Source organism: Nocardia alba NBRC 108234, assembly GCF_001612665.1.
Taxonomy (GTDB): domain Bacteria; phylum Actinomycetota; class Actinomycetes; order Mycobacteriales; family Mycobacteriaceae; genus Nocardia; species Nocardia alba.
Map to the genome: position 1 here is coordinate 1 of NZ_BDAX01000014.1, position 16,771 is coordinate 16,771.

A 16,771-nucleotide genomic window follows, 5' to 3' on the forward strand; every position below is an offset into this window, starting at 1 on the left:
ACGGCGGCCGACCGGAGCAGACCTCGCGCCGACGCGGGCACGCCGCGGTCGATGGCGTCCACGTCGACCGATCTCAGCGAAACACCGGAACTGCGCGCCGCGGTCGACGCGCTGCCACCGGCCACCGAGGACCCGACACTGCCCGGCGACCTGCGCGCACCCCAACCCGACTTCGGCCTGCGCGCGCTGCTTCGCCCGGTGCGCGGCCTGGTGTGCGTGGTGGTCGGGCTGCTCATCGTCGACGCGCTGGTCGGGATCGCCTTCCCCCCACTGGTCCGCTACGCCATCGACACCGGCGTCACCGCAGGCGACGACACCGCGCTGCTAGTCTCGGCGGTGATCGGGATCGGCCTGGTGCTAGTCGGCCTGGTGGTCGGCGCGGCGGTCACCGTGCTCACCGCGCGCACGGGCGAGCGCGTGCTGTTCGGTCTGCGGGTGCGCAGCTACGCCCAGCTGCAGCGGCTCGGCCTGGATTTCTACGAGCGTGAACTGTCCGGTCGGATCATGACCAGGATGACCACCGACGTCGACGCGCTGTCGACGTTCCTGCAGACCGGGGTCGCCACCGGGCTGGTCGCACTGATCACCCTGGTCGGCGTCACGCTCGGGCTGTTCTTCATCGACGCCGGGTTGGCGATGGTCGTGCTGATCACCGTCGCGCCGATGCTGCTGGCCACCCTGGCCTTCCGGCGAGTGTCCTCGGTCGCCTATACCGTCTCGCGCGAGCGGGTGTCGGTGGTCAACGCCGGATTCCAGGAGAACATCGCGGGCCTGCGGGCGGTGCAGGCCGCCCGCAACGAACCCGCCGCCGCGCGACGCTTCGCCGAATACTCCCACCGCTACCGCGATGCCAGGATTCGCGCCCAGCGCGCGATCGCGGCCTATTTCTCCTTCGGCCTCGCCTGGGCCGACGTGGCCCTGGCGGTGGTGGTCTACCTGGGTGCCACCGAGGTCGCCGACGGGCGCACGAGCACCGGAACGTTGGTCGCGTTCGTGCTGTATCTCGGACTGCTGTTCAGTCCCATCCAGGATCTGTCGCAGGTCTTCGACGGGTACCAGCAGGCCAGAGTCGGACTTCGGCGCATCGGCGAACTGCTGCGCACCACGTCGTCGATCGCCGCCGACCCGCCGGAGGCGATATCGGTCGATCGCCTGCGCGGTGAGATCACCTTCGACGATGTTCGCTTCCGCTATCCCGGCGCGAGCGCCCCCGCTCTCGACGGTGTCACCTTCGCCGTCCCCGCCGGCGCGACGCTGGCGCTCGTCGGCCCCACCGGCGCGGGCAAGTCGACGATCGTGAAGCTACTGGCTCGTCTCTACGACCTCCCGGCCGACCCAGCGGCGGGCGCGATCCGGGTCGACGGCATCGATCTGCGTAAATTTGTCCTCACCGAATACCGGACGCGGCTGGGAATTGTGCCCCAGGAAGTTCACTTGTTCACCGGCGACGTGGCGAGCAACATTGCATTCGGGAAAACATTTGCCACATCAGTGGACATCGAGAGGGCGGCCGATGCCGTCGGCGCGTTGACAGTGATCAATGGTCTACCTCGAAGAATGCGTCAACCGGTCGGGGAACGCGGGCGCGGGCTGTCCGCCGGACAACGCCAGCTGATCGCCCTGGCCAGGGCCGAATTGGTCGATCCCGACCTGCTGCTCCTGGACGAGGCAACCTCGATCCTCGACCCGGAAACCGAGGCATCGATGCTGGTAGCGAGCCGATCGCTGGCACGAGGACGGACCACCGTGGTGGTCGCGCATCGGCTCGCGACCGCGGCGCGCGCCGATCTGGTCGCGGTGGTCGAACACGGTCGTATCGTGGAATTCGGCGCACCATCAGACCTACTCGCCAGTAGCGGTCAGTACTCCCGACTCTGGGCGGCGGGACTCGAGACAGAGGGCATAGTGTCGACCCAAGACCGGTAGCGACGCCTGTCAACCGCTGGGCATATGCTCGGTGCGGGCGCATCGGCAGCCATCCGCTGATTCCCCTGCCGGGCACGTCACAAACGTCGCAGCGCGAAGAACGAAATGAGGCGAACACCAGCTGTGAGCAGCTCAACTTCCCAGTTCGGACAGAACCAGTGGCTAGTCGACGAGATGTATCAGAAGTTCAAACAGGACCCGTCCTCGGTCGACGCGAGTTGGCACGAGTTCCTCGCGGATTACACGCCGGAAGCCACAGATTCCGGTAACAGCCAGGCACCCGACGCCTCCTCCGCTCCCGCGGTAGCCACCGCGGCCGCGGCACCCAAGGCCGCGGCACAGGCCCCGGCTCCCAAGGCCGCGGCGCAGGCTCCGGCTCCGGCTCCCAAGACCGTGGCAGCGCCGAAGCCCGCCGCGGCTCCGGCCGCCGCACCGGCACAGGCACCGGCCGCGAAGACCGTGCGCGCTCCGCAGACCACACCTGCACCGGTGTCGAACGCACCGGCCACCACCGCGCCCAAGGCCGCCGCTGCCGCCGCCGCTCCGGAGAACAAGGTGCTGCGCGGTCCCGCCGCCGCCATCGCCAAGAACATGTCGGCCTCGCTGACGATCCCCACCGCCACGTCGGTGCGCGCGATCCCGGCCAAGCTGATGATCGACAACCGCCTGGTGATCAACAATCACCTGGCCCGCACCCGTGGCGGCAAGATCTCGTTCACCCACCTGCTGGGTTACGCGATCGTGCAGGCGATCAAGTCGTTCCCGAACCTGAACCGGCACTTCGCCGAGATCGACGGCAAGCCGAACTCGGTCACCCCGGCCCACACCAATCTGGGCCTGGCGATCGACCTCCAGGGCAAGGACGGCAACCGCTCGCTGGCCGTGGCCGCCATCAAGGAAACCGAAGACATGAGCTTCGGTCAGTTCCACGCGGCCTACGAGGACGTCGTGCGCCGGGCACGCGAGGGCAAGCTCGGTAACGACGACTTCTCCGGCGTCACCATCTCGCTGACCAACCCCGGCACCATCGGCACCGTCCACTCGGTACCGCGCCTCATGCCGGGCCAGGGCGCGATCATCGGTGCCGGTGCGATGGAATACCCCGCCGAGTTCCAGGGCATGAGCGACGAGCGGATCGCCGATATCGGCGTCGGCAAGCTGATGACGCTGACCTCGACCTACGACCACCGCATCATCCAGGGCGCCGAGTCGGGCGACTTCCTGCGCACCATCCACAACCTGCTGATCTCCGACGAGTTCTACGACGAGATCTTCCACGGTCTGGGCGTGCCGTACGAGCCGATCCGCTGGCGCAAGGACATCAGCGCGCGTGGTGTCGACAAGAGCGCCCGCGTGCTCGAGATGATCGCGGCCTACCGCAACCGCGGTCACCTGATGGCCGACACCGATCCGCTGCGCCTGGTCAAGGACAAGTTCCGCAGCCACCCCGACCTCGACGTCACCCAGCACGGCCTCACCCTGTGGGACCTCGACCGCACCTTCGACGTGGGCGGTTTCCACGGCCAGGAGCGGATGAAGCTGCGCGATGTGCTGTCGATCCTGCGGGACGCGTACTGCCGCCACGTGGGTGTGGAGTACACCCACATCCTCGAGACCGACCAGCTCGAGTGGATGCAGGAGCGGGTCGAGCAGAAGCACGTCAAACCGACTGTCGCGCAGCAGAAGTACATCCTGAACCGGCTCAACGCCGCCGAGGCGTTCGAGACCTTCCTGCAGACCAAGTACGTCGGCCAGAAGCGTTTCTCGCTCGAGGGCGCCGAAGCCGTCATCCCGATGATGGACGCCACCATCGACCAGTGCGCCGAGTACGGCATGGACGAGGTCATCATCGGCATGCCGCACCGCGGTCGCCTCAACGTGCTCGCCAACATCGTCGGCAAGCCGTACTCGAAGATCTTCACCGAGTTCGAGGGCAACATGAACCCGGCGGCCACCCACGGCTCCGGCGACGTGAAGTACCACCTCGGTGCGCACGGCCAGTACCTGCAGATGTTCGGCGACAACGAGATCGAGGTCTCGCTCACCGCGAACCCCTCGCACCTGGAGGCGGTGGACCCCGTCCTCGAGGGCCTCGTTCGCGCCAAGCAGGACCTGCTCGACAAGGGCGACGGCCCCGACGGTTTCTCGGTGATGCCGCTGATGCTGCACGGCGACGCCGCGTTCGCCGGTCAGGGCGTGGTCGCCGAGACGCTGAACCTGTCGGGTCTGCGTGGTTACCGCGTCGGCGGCACCATCCACATCGTGGTGAACAACCAGATCGGCTTCACCACGGCGCCGGAGAACAGCCGCTCCACCGAATACTCCACCGACATCGCGAAGTTCATCGGCGCGCCGATCTTCCATGTCAACGGTGACGACCCCGAAGCCTGCGACTGGGTCGCGCGCCTGGCGGTCGACTTCCGGCAGACGTTCCGCAAGGACGTCGTCATCGACCTCGTCTGCTACCGCCGTCGCGGGCACAACGAGGGCGACGATCCCTCGATGACCCAGCCGGAGATGTACGACATCATCGACACCAAGCGTTCGGTGCGTAAGGCGTACACCGAATCGCTGATCGGCCGCGGCGACATCTCCATGAAGGAGGCCGAGGACGCGCTGCGCGACTACCAGGGTCAGCTGGAGCGGGTGTTCAACGAGGTCCGCGAGCTGGAGAAGTACGTTCCGGAGCCGTCGGAGTCCGTCGAGGACGACCAGAAGGTGCCCGCCACCGTCATCACCGCGGTCGACAAGTCGGTGCTGCAGCGCATCGGTGACGCGTTCCTGAACACTCCCGACGGTTTCAATGTGCACCCGCGCGTGAAGCCGGTGCTGGAGAAGCGTCGCGAGATGGCCTACGAGGGCAAGGTCGACTGGGCCTTCGCCGAGCTGCTGGCCTTCGGTTCGCTGATCGACCAGGGCCACGACGTGCGCCTGACCGGTCAGGATTCGCGTCGCGGCACGTTCACCCAGCGTCACTCGGTGATCATCGACCGGATCAACGCCAACGAGTACACCCCGCTGCACAACATCGGCTCGGAGAAGCCGGGCTGGTTCGCGGTGCACGACTCGGCGCTGAGCGAATACGCCGCCGTCGGCTTCGAGTACGGCTATTCCCTGGGCAACCCCAACGCACTGGTGTTGTGGGAGGCGCAGTTCGGTGACTTCGTCAACGGCGCGCAGTCGATCATCGACGAGTTCATCTCCTCCGGTGAGGCCAAGTGGGGCCAGCTCTCCGACGTGGTGCTGCTGCTGCCGCACGGCCACGAGGGTCAGGGTCCCGACCACACCTCCGGTCGCATCGAGCGGTTCCTGCAGCTGTGCGCCGAGGGTTCGATGACCGTGGCGGTGCCGTCCACGCCGGCGAACTACTTCCACCTGCTGCGTCGCCACGCGCTCGACGGGATCCGTCGTCCGCTGATCGTCTTCACCCCGAAGTCGATGCTGCGCAACAAGGCCGTGGTGTCGGACGTGAAGGACTTCACCGAGTCGAAGTTCCGTTCGGTGTTCGACGAGCCCACCTACGAACAGGGCATCGGCGACACCGCAAAGGTCAAGCGCATCCTGCTGACCTCGGGCAAGCTCTACTACGAGCTCGCCGCGGAGAAGGCCAAGCACAAGCGCGAAGATGTGGCCATCGTCCGGATCGAACAGCTCTACCCGATCCCGACGTACCGCCTCAACGAAGCGCTGGCCAAGTACCCGAACGCGACCGACATCGCCTGGGTCCAGGAAGAGCCGGCCAACCAGGGCGCCTGGCCCTTCTTCGGCCTCAACCTCCCCGAGGTCCTGCCCGAGCGCCTCGGCCGCCTGCGCCGCATCTCGCGTCGCGCCATGTCGGCCCCGTCCTCGGGTTCGTCGAAGGTGCACGCCGTGGAACAGGCCGAGATCATCAGCGAGGCCTTCGAGCCGACCACGTAGTTCCGCACGCACAACGACCGACGCCGGGTGGATCATCGCGATCCACCCGGCGTTCGCCGTTTCCGGGGCGAGACGTGGGTCACAGAGTTCTCTTACCCCGGCGGCACCCGCGTCTTACGGTGTACGGGTAGTGTCCGGTCGAATCCCAAGGGGCCCGCCCTGATCTGGACCCCGCTCGAGCGCGCCGGCGCTCCGATATCGCAACAGGAGTTTGGCATGGCGGACGGACGTAACGGATACCTGCTATTGGGCGGGATCGCGTCCGTGGGAGCGGGCGCCGTGCATTTCATGGCGGCGGGCATGCACACCGAGCACGCCACGCTGGCGCGGCTGATGGTGATACTGGCCGCGCTCCAGTGCGCGACCGGGCTGGCGGTTCTGCTGAGCGAGCGCAAGATCGTCGTGAGTTCGGTGCTGGCGGTGAATGCCTTCGCCGCCGCGGTGTGGGCGTTCACCCGGTTCACCGATGTGGGGTGGATCGCCGGGCTCACCGCGGAGTCGCCACAGCTGGCGGACACGGTGTGCGCGGCGCTGGGTGCGCTGGCCGCCCTCGCCGCGAGCATCGGCCTGCTCCGACCCACCGCGACCCTGCCGCCGATGCGGTCGGGAATAGCGGCGACGGCCGTGGGTGTGCTGGCGCTGGCGGCGATGCTCAACGGCGTCGGGCACGTCCACAGTCACGGCGACACCGGCGAGCACGCGCATGCCGCAGGCGGCGAGCACGCGCACGGCGCGGGCGATTCCCACGGCGCTGCGGCGAACTGGCCTCGCCCGTGGGATCCGACGAAGCCGATCGACCTGTCGGGCGTCACCGGCGTGAGCGCGGACCAGCAGTCGCGCGCGACCAACCTGGTACGCAGCACTCTCGACGGCCTACCCGCCTTCTCCGACGTGAATACCCTTGGAGCCCTTGGCTTCCGCTCGATCGGCGACTCGGCCACCGGGTACGAGCACTACATCAACATGAGCTACATCCGCGACAACAACTTCCTCGACCCCACCCACCCGGAGTCGCTGGTCTACAAAGTCGACGGCACCAACCGCACCCTCGTGTCGGCGATGTACATCGCCAACGGCAAAAAGATCGACGACCCGAGCCTGGTCGATTTCGGCGGTTCCCTGATGCAGTGGCACGTCCACGAAAACCTCTGCTGGAAGGCCGGCGACAACGGCCCCGTGGTCGCCGGTGTCCTCGACGCCCAGGGCAATTGCCCGCCCAACTCCATCAACCCCGGCTCGGGCAATCCGATGGTGCACGTGTGGATCGCCCCGCACGAGTGCGGCCCGTTCGCGGCACTCGAAGGTCACGGAGCGGGCCAGGCCAGCGCCGACGGCCGCCGCACCGACACCTGCAGCCACGACCACGGCGGCGGTCACAAGTAGACCGCGGCCACTCGTCGCCGCACCCGAGTATGGGCGCGGCGGCGACAGGGTGGCTGGACAATGGACGGTGGACACGATGGCCGCCATACGTTGGAGCAATAGACACCGAGGGGCCGACCCGACGAATCAGATCAGCCCCTGGATGCCCAGAATTGCGGTTATCCGGTACCAGACTTGCTGTAGTACACGGTGATCGACGGCCAATTTCCCGCTGCGGTGACCTCGTTGTGCAAGATCAGGTCCGCGATGGTCACCGGGCCGAGTTCCTCGATCGTTGACGCGACGCTCCGCAGCAGGGTCGCCACATCGTCTTGGCCGGGCCCGGCAGGGTTAGCCTGGGAGAAATGCAGCGACTTGTACTCGGTGGATGTCATGGTCGGCCCCTCCGGTGCGACTCGAACTGCGACTTGCGGCCACGACCACGGCGGCGGCCACAAATAGACTGTCACGACTCAGCCGGGCTGGACCCAGCGACGCAAGGCGTCGATGGTGGATTCCGGAGACGTGTTGAAACAGAACCGGATTCCGGGTGCGAGGTCGGCGGCGACGTTGATGAGCCGCTCGAACAGCAGGGTGTGTTCGGGCGCCATCCGCACCCCCGCGCCGATCATCGCGACCCCGAACGCGCCACCCGCCGCGCACTCGCGCAGGACCGCTTCGGCCGCGTCGGGGTCGGCGGGGACCTGACAGGAGACGAGGTCGAAACCTGCTTCGCGCAAGGCGGTTTCGCCCGCAATGATGCGGGCGGTCAGGGTGGCTTCATCGCATCTATGGCGACAGCCCTGCTGGTTCAAGAATTGCTCACTTCAAGAGTTTGGTCCCGGCGTAACTACCCCACTGCACCTCGGTGATCTCATCGGAGGCGTCGTTGTAGGTCGAGTCGATCCAATCGGTGACAGCCGCCTCCGCCTGCCGCAATACAGGCTCGGGGACATCAGTCAACGACTCCACCCGAAGCAGGTAGTACGACCTGTCCGCTGGATCCTGACCGGGGTGATCGGCAGCCCACTCCCGATGCATTTCGTAGTCGTCTTCGGCCTTCTGTTCGAATTCGATACGTGCATCGCCGAACTCCGGGAACTTCGCGATCTCGCCCGCTAACGTCGAACGAATAGCATCTGCCTCGGTGGGCGTGCAATACAGTTGGACCACCAGATAGCTGCTCACGGCTTCTCAGTCACATCCTCTCAGTTGATGGCACGGCAGTGCCGCTTGTGGTAGCCGTTCGGCATCTTGTTGTCGACATCCTTCTCTGCCAGTTTCTCAGCGTCTTTCCGGTTCTTCGCCCGGCCGCTGCCCTCGATCGAGTCCTACGAGGTGCTGATCGCGCGCGATTGGAATGTCCCCCGCATCCGGCGCGGGTTACGTCACCCGCTTCGAAGTCCGAACCGACTACCTCGACAGCTACGACGTACAGCAGGTCGGCGGCCGCGACATCCTCGAATATTGGATCTCCGCAGGCGATCTCGACGAATTCAACCGCAACATCATCGGCGGGATCGAGGTCGTGCGCCGTTTTCCGGCCGACGCGCACCTGCCCGACGCGGCGTGACCCGCGCGCGGTTACACGGTGGACTACGGCGACAGCCGAACTCGGCGTCGCAAGTCAGGCGGCTCGGTCCGGTATGGCCGTACGAATTTTCGCCACGGCGGCCTGAGCATCGTCGGCCCAGAAGGCGACGGCGCCCACAGTGAAGTCGCCGTGCGGCGTGTGAAAGGTTCGCGGCTCGGTCAGGATGACGCGGATGTTCGTCGCGCTGCCGATGATCACGGTGAGCGTCTCGTCGCCAGGTCCGGTGAGCTGCAACGATTTCGCGCCGTCGTAGGCACGCAGGTCGTGCCGGACCGCCCGGATTTCGACGGGCGCGATGTCGAGGACGACGCGGCGCAGGTAGCGCACGCGCAGCGATTCATCGGTGAGCACGTGGGGGTGCATGTGGTGCGCGGCCAGCATTCCGATCATCCACACCAATCCCCAGATGCCGAGTCCCAAAGCCACGATTCGCGCCGCCGGCCACGGAATGAGCAGGTGAACCGCGGGGATCTCTACGGCACTGACCACGATGAAAGCCCAGAAGGTGGCCGATACCGCGCCCGCGTACCGAATCGGCGTGCCGCCCAGGGTGTCCGGCCTGCGGGTGACAGCCCGAGCGAGACTCACCCAGATATCGACTTCGAAACGAACGAATGACCGCGCGAGCTGGGTGAACGGGCGCATGAATTCTCCTTTTCAATACACTTGCATTGTAAAGAAGTCGGGTGTGGCAATACAAGTGCATTGTGAAAAGATGGATCGATGCCGAAGCGAGTGGATCACAGTTCTCGACGCGCGACGATCAGCGATGCCGTGATGCGCCTACTCGCCCGTGGCGGCCTGGAGTCGATCAGCCTGCGCCATGTCGCCACCGAGGCGGGCGTCTCTACCGGACAGGTACAGCACTATTTCCCCAGTAGGGACGCGATGATGGAATTCGCCACCTCCACGATCGCCGAACGCATCGCCACCCGCATCACGGCAGCAGGCCCCGACCTGCGCCAACTCCTGACCGCCTTGCTCCCCACCGACCCCGAATCCGCCGCCGACGCCCGCATCCTGATCGGCTACCTGGCCTTCGCCTCGGTGCGTCCCCAGATCTCCGAAACCCTGGCGACGAACGGCCTCGCCTTCCGCGACCACGTCGCCACCATGCTCCCCCACCACCCCGACCCGACATCCGCCGCCGAATCCCTGCTCGCCCTCCTGGACGGCCTAGCCATCCACGTCACCATCGGACAGCTCGCCCCGGACAAGGCGCGCGTCCTGCTGAGCGCGGCGATCGATGCCGCGCAGGGCTCGCGCGGATCCGAAGCACCCGGCTGAGGCGGCGCCACCCGGTTCCCAGAACTACCGGTCGGTCAATTCCCAGGGTGTCCCATCCACCCCGTGGTGGTGATGACACCCTGGGAGGCCAAGTCCAACGTGGCCGCCTGCGTGCGGCTTTGAACGATCCACCTGCTGGCATATCGCGAGTATGAAGGCATGGTGGTTACGACAGTGGAGATCCCGGATGACCTTCTCGCCGAAGCCTTGCGCCTGACAGGCCTGCAGACGAAGAAGGGTGTCATCAATCTCGCGATCTCGGAGCTCGTGCAGGGCTACCGTCAGCGTGAGGCCCTTGCGCAACTCGAGCGCATGAACCACAACCCCTTCATGACCGACGAGGAGTTGGGTGGGCGCCCGACAACCGCTAGCTGACGCGCATGCCGAGCCACCTTGTCAGAGAGAACCTTTCGGATCTGTTGCGCGAGCCAAGTCCAGGTCGAGGGGGAACGGGACGTCGACATTCATGCGGCCGTGGTGGATGCCCGCCGTCGAATACTTGCGCTGCGCGGGATCGAGTTCGTAGGTGTACACGACGGCCCGGCCGTCGACATTCTCCACGCGCCAGAAGTGGGGGATGCCCGCCTCCGCGTAGAGCTGGGGTTTGCGGTGGCGGTCGCGCTCGATCGAATCCGGCGAGACGACCTCGATCGCGAGGACGACGTCGTGCGGCTGGAATGTCGTCTGTTCGAGGCCGATGAGTGCCGCGGCATCGACGATCATCACGTCCGGCTCAGGGCGCTGACGAGGCCCCAGCGTCATGGTCATCTGCCGGATTACCGCCAATTCCACCGGGATCTGTCCGAGTAGCCGCAGGTCGAAGAATCTGATCAGTAGCAGGTGGAACATCATCTGCGGACTGGCGAAGACCAAGCTTCCGTCGATGAGCTGAGTATGTGGCGGCAGTTCAGCCGAACGGTCCAGGTGTTCGGCGAAATATCCGCCCGGTGGCGGCACCGGCCAGTTCAATGGACCCTCGTCCCCAGATGGCATCCGATCCGCGGTCATCGATTCCTCGCTCGGAGATTGCCTGAACTGCCGAGTATCGCACGACAGCCACGGTCCACTCGGTTTCGTCGTCGATGGCGATCGATCCCCTCGGCGAACATGCGCCGCCGAGAGGATCGACCAACTCATACCGGCGCTGATTCGTTCCGTTCGACGCGGCGCGCGGCTACCGCGGCGGCGGTTTCGGCCATCACCAGTTCCGCGTTGATCTGCGCACCGGCCATGGCCCCGGCGGCCGCGGCGGCGCCGACCTGGGCGGACGGGTCGGTGGCGTTGCCCGCGATCCAGACGCCGGGTGCCGAGGTGCGGCCGACGGGGTCGGCGGGGATGTGGTCGCCCATGCCGGAGGGGTGCGGTTCGGGGGTCAGGCCGAGGTCGGCGAGGAAGGTGGCGCGGGTGTTCATGCGGGGCGCTACGACCAGGGCATCACGTGCGATGACGGTGCCGTCGGCGAGCTTTACGCCGGTCAGCCGGTCGGCGCCGAGTACCTCGACGACCTCGCCGTCGATGACCCGAATGCCCCGTGCCGCCAGCTTTTCCGCGTCGTCGTCGCTCAACGGGTCGGCCGTGTGCGACAGGAAGACGATGTCGTCGCTGAGCTGACTGAACAGCAGTGCCTGGTGCACCGACATCGGACTGCTCGCCAGGATCGCGATGCGCTGATCGCGCACTTCCCATCCGTGGCAGTACGGGCAGTGCAGTACGTCGTGGCCCCAGTGTTCACGCAGGCCCGCGACCTCGGGGAGTTCGTCGGCGAGTCCCGTGGCGACGAGAATTCGCCGGGCCAGTACGGTGCGCTCATCGGCGAGCGTCACCACGAATCCGTCGATGTCCGAGTCGGCGACATCTCGATCCGCTACGCCCGTCACCGAATCAGGCAGTCCTGCGACAGAGTCGGCTTGCCCGATCCCGGATACCGGCGCAGTCCAGCGCCCGACCGTGACAACCTGCCCCGAGACCACGTGCCCGCCGTACCCGCGCACCTCGGCTCGCCCGAGTTCCAGCAGTTCCCGCGGCGACATCCCCTCGCGCCCGAGTAGTCCGTGCACCCCCTCAGCAGGCGCGTTGCGCGGGTCCCCTGCGTCGATCACGGCCACCGAGCGCCGCGAACGCGCCAGCATCAGGGCCGCGTTCAGCCCGGCGGCTCCGCCACCGAGCACCACCACGTCGTACGAATCATCCAGCTGTGTCATGTCGACCTCCTTCGAGCGTCCACAGTGCCGCCCAGGCCGAACACTGGCAATGTAATTTGCCGGTATGGCAAAGTGGTGAGCATGGACGACCTCGATCGAACCCTCGACTCGGTCGGCCCTCGGCTGCGCGCCCTGCGCAAACAGCGCCAGACCACCCTCGCCGACCTGGCCCAGGAGACCGGCATCTCGGTGAGCACCCTGTCGCGTCTGGAATCCGGCGACCGCAAACCCACCCTCGAGCTGCTACTCCCGCTGGCCAAGGCACACGGCGTCACCCTCGACGAGCTCGTCGACGCCCCACCCACCGGCGACCCACGCATCCACCTGCGCCCGGTCACCCGCAACGGCATGACCATGCTCCCGCTCACCAAACGCGCGGGCGGTATCCAGGCGTTCAAGATGATCATCGCCCCCGGCGCCCGCGATCGACCACAGACGCCGCAGGTGCACGAGGGCTACGAGTGGCTCTACGTGCTGAACGGTCGCCTGCGGCTGATCCTCGGCGACAACGATCTGATTCTCACCCCCGGCGAGGCCGCGGAGTTCGACACTCACATCCCGCACTGGTTCGGTGCGGCCAACGAGCAATCGGTCGAATTCATCAGCCTGTTCGGCAAACAGGGCGAGCGCGCGCATCTGCGCGCCCGCCCCAAATCCGACTAGGACGGACACGACAGGGGGCGAGCGCACTCCCTGTGCGCTCGCCCCGGGGAAATCGGTGCGGATCAGCCGAGCGTGAAGGTCGCGCGTCCCGCGATGTGCTCCAATTCCTGGTGCTGGGGCAGGGATTCGTCGGTGGTCACGATCCAGGCCTCCACCCGGCCCTTGCCCGGCGCGGTCCCGAACCCGACGATCACATTGTCGGGCGCGTAGAGCAGCTGACCGTTCTCCACCGGATGCGACTGGCCGTTGGTCACGCCGGTATCCAGATTGCGGAAGCGCACAGCCACCTGGTAGCGCTGGCAGAAGTCCCCGACCTGGGTGATCGCCACTCGCACACCGAAGGTGCCCGACTGCGGCTGCGGCACGGTCTGGGCGTTGATGATGGCCGCGCAGTTCGCGCCGGGAGTCCGGCTGATCGTCGGGGTGAACACCGCGATCGGATCCGAGGGCAGCGCACCGGCGGGCGCACCGAGTCCGACGAGGACGGCACCGGTGGAGACGATGACGGCCGAGAGTTTGCGAAACGTGCTGTTCGTGAGAGTCATACTCAGTTCGTCGTACCGAACCGGCCTGTCGTTAGCCATCGAAACAGTCACGATTTGGTCTCCGAAGATCAACTGCGACAACAGATTCGACAGAAAGACGCGCTCAGCCCATGCGGCGGCGGACGCCGCTGAGAACAGGGCGCCTGCTGACAGGTTCGCGACGCGCCCAGCGGTCCGTTAACAGAGATCTCAATCCCGCAGCGCCGTGATCAACGCCGAACTCAACGTCAGCGCGGGCAACGACTCGACCAGCAGATCGACCAGCGCCTCGCGGCTGATCGGCTTGTCGATCATCCAGGTGAGGATGGTCTCCTCGACGAAGGCGATCCAGCCGCGAATGGCCAGGGTGAGCCGGGCCAGATCGGGATCCTCCGGCGGCAGCGGCAATTCGCTGACGATGAGATCGGCGATGGCAGCACGGGTTTCGTTGACGTAGTCGGCCATGTCAGGAGTGACGCTGGCAGGCCCGCGCAGCACGGAACGGTAGGACGCGGAGTGCTCGGTGGCGTAGTCGACGAACCGCTCGATCGAGTCGCGCAGCATGTCGAACAGCGACAGCTCGCGATTGGGCATGATCGCGGCGAAGAACTCCGTGCTCACATGCCGGGCGATCGCCTCGTGGAATTCCTGCTTGGAGGCGAAGTAGTGGAACAGCAGCCCCCGCGAGATGCCCGCCTGCTTGGCGATGTCGTCGACCGCGATGTCCTCGAGCGATCGGTCGACCAGCATCTCGGCGCCGAGGGTGATCAGCTGTAGCCGACGTTCCTCGGGGCCGAGCCGCACACGCTTCGTCTCTCCCACACTCCTGGTAGTCACACCGGACATCCTAGCCACTACTGAATCTGGTTCAATAGCTGTTGACTCCGGCTCAATAAGGCCGTAGTGTGCGATACATGAGTCGTAAGGTTACAGACAACGATGTCGAGCCCCGGGTCGCCGAAACCCGCCACGTGAAGACGATCATCGTCGGCAGTGGATTCGCGGGCCTCGGCCTCGCCATCCGCCTGCGCCAAGAGGGTCGGAACGATTTCCTCGTGCTGGAGCGCGGCAGCGAAGTCGGCGGCACCTGGCGCGACAACACCTACCCCGGTGCTGCCTGCGACGTGCCTTCGCACCTGTACTCGTACTCGTTCGCCCCGAACCCGGACTGGACCCGCTCGTTCTCCAAGCAGGGCGAGATCCAGGGCTACATCAAGAGCGTCGCCGAGCGTCACGACGTGCTCGACCGGCACATCTTCGACTGCGACGTGCAGAGCATCCGCTGGAACGAAGCGGCCGCGCAGTGGGAGATCAGCTCCACCCGGGGCGAGTTCACCGCCGACACCGTCGTCTCCGCGGTCGGCGCGCTGTGCGAACCGGCGCTACCCGACATCAAGGGCATCAACGACTTCGACGGCGAGATCTTCCATTCCGCCCGCTGGAACCACGACGCCGACCTCACCGGCAAGCGCGTCGCGGTGATCGGCACCGGCGCCTCCTCGATCCAGATCGTGCCCGCCATCGCGAGCAAGGTCGCCACGCTCGACGTCTACCAGCGCACCGCGCCGTGGCTGCTGCCGCGCATGGACCGCCCGTATCTGCTGCCCGAGCGGCTGGCGTTCAAATACCTGCCCGCCGTGCAGCGTCTCTCACGCGCGGCCATCTACGCCGCGCGCGAGACCCAGGTCGTCGGCCTGACCCGCTTCCCCGTGCTGATGAAGGCCTTCGAGGCCCTCTCGCGCGCCAAGCTGCAGATCGAGATCCGCGATCCCGAACTGCGCAAGAAGGTCACCCCGAACTACCGGATCGGCTGCAAGCGCATGCTGATCTCCAACGAGTACTACCCCGCGCTCGATCGCGACAACGTCGACGTGATCACCGACGGCATCGCCGAGGTGCGGGCGGGCTCCATCGTCACCAAGGACGGCACCGAGCGCGAGATCGACGCGCTCATCGTGGCCACCGGCTTCCACGTCACCGACTCCCCGACCTACAACGCGATGGTGGGACGCGACGGGCGCACGCTGGCCGAGGTGTTCGACGACATCGGCCAGCAGGCCTACAAGGGCTCGGCCATCGCGAACTTTCCCAACATGTTCTTCCTGGTCGGCCCGAACGTCGGCCTCGGCCACACCTCGATGGTGTTCATGATCGAATCCCAGATCAACTACGTCAGCGACGCGCTGGCCACGATCGACAAGCGGGGTCTGCGCACGGTCGAGGTGCGCGAAGACGTGCAGCACGCCTACAACGCCGACCTGCAGGACAAGCTGGGCAAGACCGTCTGGAACACCGGCGGCTGCGCCAGCTGGTACCTGGACAAGCACGGCAACAACACCACGTTGTGGCCGGACTTCACCTTCGAATTCCGTAGGCTCACAAGGCATTTCGATGCCGCCGCCTACACTACGACAACAGCAGACGCCGATAGGGAAGTGGTGGCAGCACAGTGAGCAACAATGCTTACTTCACGAACAAGGTATGCGTGATCACCGGAGCGGGCTCCGGCATCGGTCGCGCACTGGCCGAGAATCTGGCCGCGCGTGGCGCCAAGCTCGCGCTCTCCGATATCGACGCCGAGGGCCTGGCCCAGACCGTCGCGTCCTGCGAGAAGCTGGGCGCGCAGGTGAAATCCGACCGGCTCAACGTGGCCGAGCGTGAGTCGTTCCTGCTCTACGCCGACCAGGTGAAGGCGCACTTCGGCGTCGTGCACCAGATCTACAACAACGCGGGCATCGCCTACCACGGCGACGTGGTCAAGACCGAGTTCAAAGACATCGAACGCATCATGGATGTGGACTTCTGGGGCGTCGTCAACGGCACCAAGGCGTTCCTACCGATGCTGATCGAGTCCGGCGACGGCCACGTGGTCAACGTCTCCAGCCTCTTCGGCCTCGTCGCCGTGCCCGGCCAGGCGGCCTACAACTCGGCCAAGTTCGCCGTGCGCGGCTTCACCGAGGCACTGTTCCAGGAGATGAAGGTCGCCAAGGCGCCCGTCCAGGTCACCTGTGTGCACCCCGGCGGCATCAAGACCGCGGTCGCCCGTAACGCCACCTACGCCGAGGGCATGGACGGCGCGGGCGCCGCCACCCTGTTCGACAAGTACCTGGCGATTCACAGCCCGGAGATGGCCGCGCAGACCATCACCGAGGGTGTGCGCAAGGGCCACGCCCGCGTGCTGATCGGCTGGGAGGCCAAGGTGCTCGACGCGGGCGTACGCTTGCTCGCCTCCGGCTACAGCCGGATCTCGGCCGTGGTCAACGGCCGCTTCATGCCGCACTGACGCTGCCCTGGAT

At 66.3% G+C, this 16,771-nt stretch carries 17 protein-coding genes; 9 read left to right on the forward strand and 8 right to left on the reverse strand.

The genetic code is table 11. The annotated features are described in order from the left end of the window. From NA12_RS15915 to NA12_RS15925, 3 genes are all read left to right on the forward strand, one after another. On the forward strand, positions 1 to 1,926 hold a 1,926-nt coding region (locus NA12_RS15915; RefSeq protein ID WP_157106395.1), incomplete at its 5' end, for an ABC transporter ATP-binding protein. Positions 1,927 to 2,031: 105 nt separating this feature from the next. Then, positions 2,032 to 5,844 (forward strand): multifunctional oxoglutarate decarboxylase/oxoglutarate dehydrogenase thiamine pyrophosphate-binding subunit/dihydrolipoyllysine-residue succinyltransferase subunit, encoded by a 3,813-nt coding sequence (locus NA12_RS15920; RefSeq protein WP_174551096.1) that lies wholly within the window; start codon positions 2,032 to 2,034, stop codon positions 5,842 to 5,844. 216 nt (positions 5,845 to 6,060) lie between these two features. Continuing rightward, positions 6,061 to 7,227: a hypothetical protein gene (locus NA12_RS15925; RefSeq protein ID WP_067451019.1), complete on the forward strand. Its 1,167-nt coding sequence runs from the start codon at positions 6,061 to 6,063 to the stop codon at positions 7,225 to 7,227. A gap of 158 nt (positions 7,228 to 7,385) precedes the next feature. Here the strand turns inward: NA12_RS15925 and NA12_RS15930 are convergent, their stop codons facing one another. From NA12_RS15930 to NA12_RS15940, 3 genes are all read right to left on the reverse strand, one after another. After that, entirely contained in the window at positions 7,386 to 7,601 is a 216-nt protein-coding gene (locus NA12_RS15930; protein ID WP_067451022.1) for a hypothetical protein, read from the reverse strand. A gap of 78 nt (positions 7,602 to 7,679) precedes the next feature. Further along, positions 7,680 to 7,946: a hypothetical protein gene (locus NA12_RS15935; protein WP_174551097.1), complete on the reverse strand. Its 267-nt coding sequence runs from the start codon at positions 7,944 to 7,946 to the stop codon at positions 7,680 to 7,682. A gap of 82 nt (positions 7,947 to 8,028) precedes the next feature. Further along, positions 8,029 to 8,394: a hypothetical protein gene (locus NA12_RS15940; protein WP_067451028.1), complete on the reverse strand. Its 366-nt coding sequence runs from the start codon at positions 8,392 to 8,394 to the stop codon at positions 8,029 to 8,031. Between the two features lie 172 nt (positions 8,395 to 8,566). Here NA12_RS15940 and NA12_RS15945 point away from each other — a divergent pair, with 172 nt between their 5' ends. Then, positions 8,567 to 8,779, forward strand: a complete 213-nt coding sequence (locus NA12_RS15945) for a hypothetical protein (protein WP_207905559.1) — start codon at positions 8,567 to 8,569, stop codon at positions 8,777 to 8,779. A gap of 54 nt (positions 8,780 to 8,833) precedes the next feature. On the opposite strand, the gene NA12_RS15950 is transcribed toward NA12_RS15945, so the two are convergent. Beyond that, positions 8,834 to 9,445 carry a hypothetical protein gene (locus NA12_RS15950; RefSeq protein ID WP_067451031.1) on the reverse strand — a complete coding sequence of 204 codons (612 nt, stop codon included), beginning with the start codon at positions 9,443 to 9,445 and terminating at the stop codon, positions 8,834 to 8,836. A gap of 78 nt (positions 9,446 to 9,523) precedes the next feature. Between NA12_RS15950 and NA12_RS15955 the strand changes: the two genes are divergently transcribed. Beyond that, positions 9,524 to 10,087, forward strand: coding sequence for a TetR/AcrR family transcriptional regulator (locus NA12_RS15955; protein ID WP_067451035.1), 564 nt, complete (start codon positions 9,524 to 9,526; stop codon positions 10,085 to 10,087). 159 nt (positions 10,088 to 10,246) lie between these two features. Then, complete coding sequence (locus NA12_RS15960; RefSeq protein ID WP_067451038.1) at positions 10,247 to 10,462, forward strand: type II toxin-antitoxin system VapB family antitoxin; 216 nt, start codon at positions 10,247 to 10,249, stop codon at positions 10,460 to 10,462. Between the two features lie 21 nt (positions 10,463 to 10,483). Here NA12_RS15960 and NA12_RS15965 read toward each other — a convergent pair whose 3' ends face one another. Both NA12_RS15965 and NA12_RS15970 read right to left on the reverse strand, forming a co-directional pair. After that, positions 10,484 to 11,095 (reverse strand): Uma2 family endonuclease, encoded by a 612-nt coding sequence (locus NA12_RS15965; RefSeq protein ID WP_067451041.1) that lies wholly within the window; start codon positions 11,093 to 11,095, stop codon positions 10,484 to 10,486. A gap of 125 nt (positions 11,096 to 11,220) precedes the next feature. Continuing rightward, positions 11,221 to 12,288 (reverse strand): NAD(P)/FAD-dependent oxidoreductase, encoded by a 1,068-nt coding sequence (locus tag NA12_RS15970; protein ID WP_067451044.1) that lies wholly within the window; start codon positions 12,286 to 12,288, stop codon positions 11,221 to 11,223. An 81-nt stretch (positions 12,289 to 12,369) separates the two neighbouring features. Between NA12_RS15970 and NA12_RS15975 the strand changes: the two genes are divergently transcribed. Continuing rightward, entirely contained in the window at positions 12,370 to 12,951 is a 582-nt protein-coding gene (locus NA12_RS15975; RefSeq protein WP_067451652.1) for a helix-turn-helix domain-containing protein, read from the forward strand. Between the two features lie 62 nt (positions 12,952 to 13,013). Here NA12_RS15975 and NA12_RS15980 read toward each other — a convergent pair whose 3' ends face one another. After that, positions 13,014 to 13,496, reverse strand: a complete 483-nt coding sequence (locus NA12_RS15980; protein WP_243654716.1) for a hypothetical protein — start codon at positions 13,494 to 13,496, stop codon at positions 13,014 to 13,016. 189 nt (positions 13,497 to 13,685) lie between these two features. Beyond that, positions 13,686 to 14,321, reverse strand: coding sequence for a TetR/AcrR family transcriptional regulator (locus tag NA12_RS15985; protein WP_067451047.1), 636 nt, complete (start codon positions 14,319 to 14,321; stop codon positions 13,686 to 13,688). A 68-nt stretch (positions 14,322 to 14,389) separates the two neighbouring features. On the opposite strand from NA12_RS15985, the gene NA12_RS15990 reads away from it, so the two are divergent. Both NA12_RS15990 and NA12_RS15995 read left to right on the forward strand, forming a co-directional pair. Then, positions 14,390 to 15,928, forward strand: a complete 1,539-nt coding sequence (locus NA12_RS15990; protein ID WP_067451050.1) for a flavin-containing monooxygenase — start codon at positions 14,390 to 14,392, stop codon at positions 15,926 to 15,928. Continuing rightward, positions 15,925 to 16,758 carry an SDR family NAD(P)-dependent oxidoreductase gene (locus tag NA12_RS15995; protein WP_067451053.1) on the forward strand — a complete coding sequence of 278 codons (834 nt, stop codon included), beginning with the start codon at positions 15,925 to 15,927 and terminating at the stop codon, positions 16,756 to 16,758. Before NA12_RS15990 ends, NA12_RS15995 begins: the two co-directional genes overlap by 4 nt. The last annotated feature ends 13 nt before the right edge of the window (positions 16,759 to 16,771 follow it).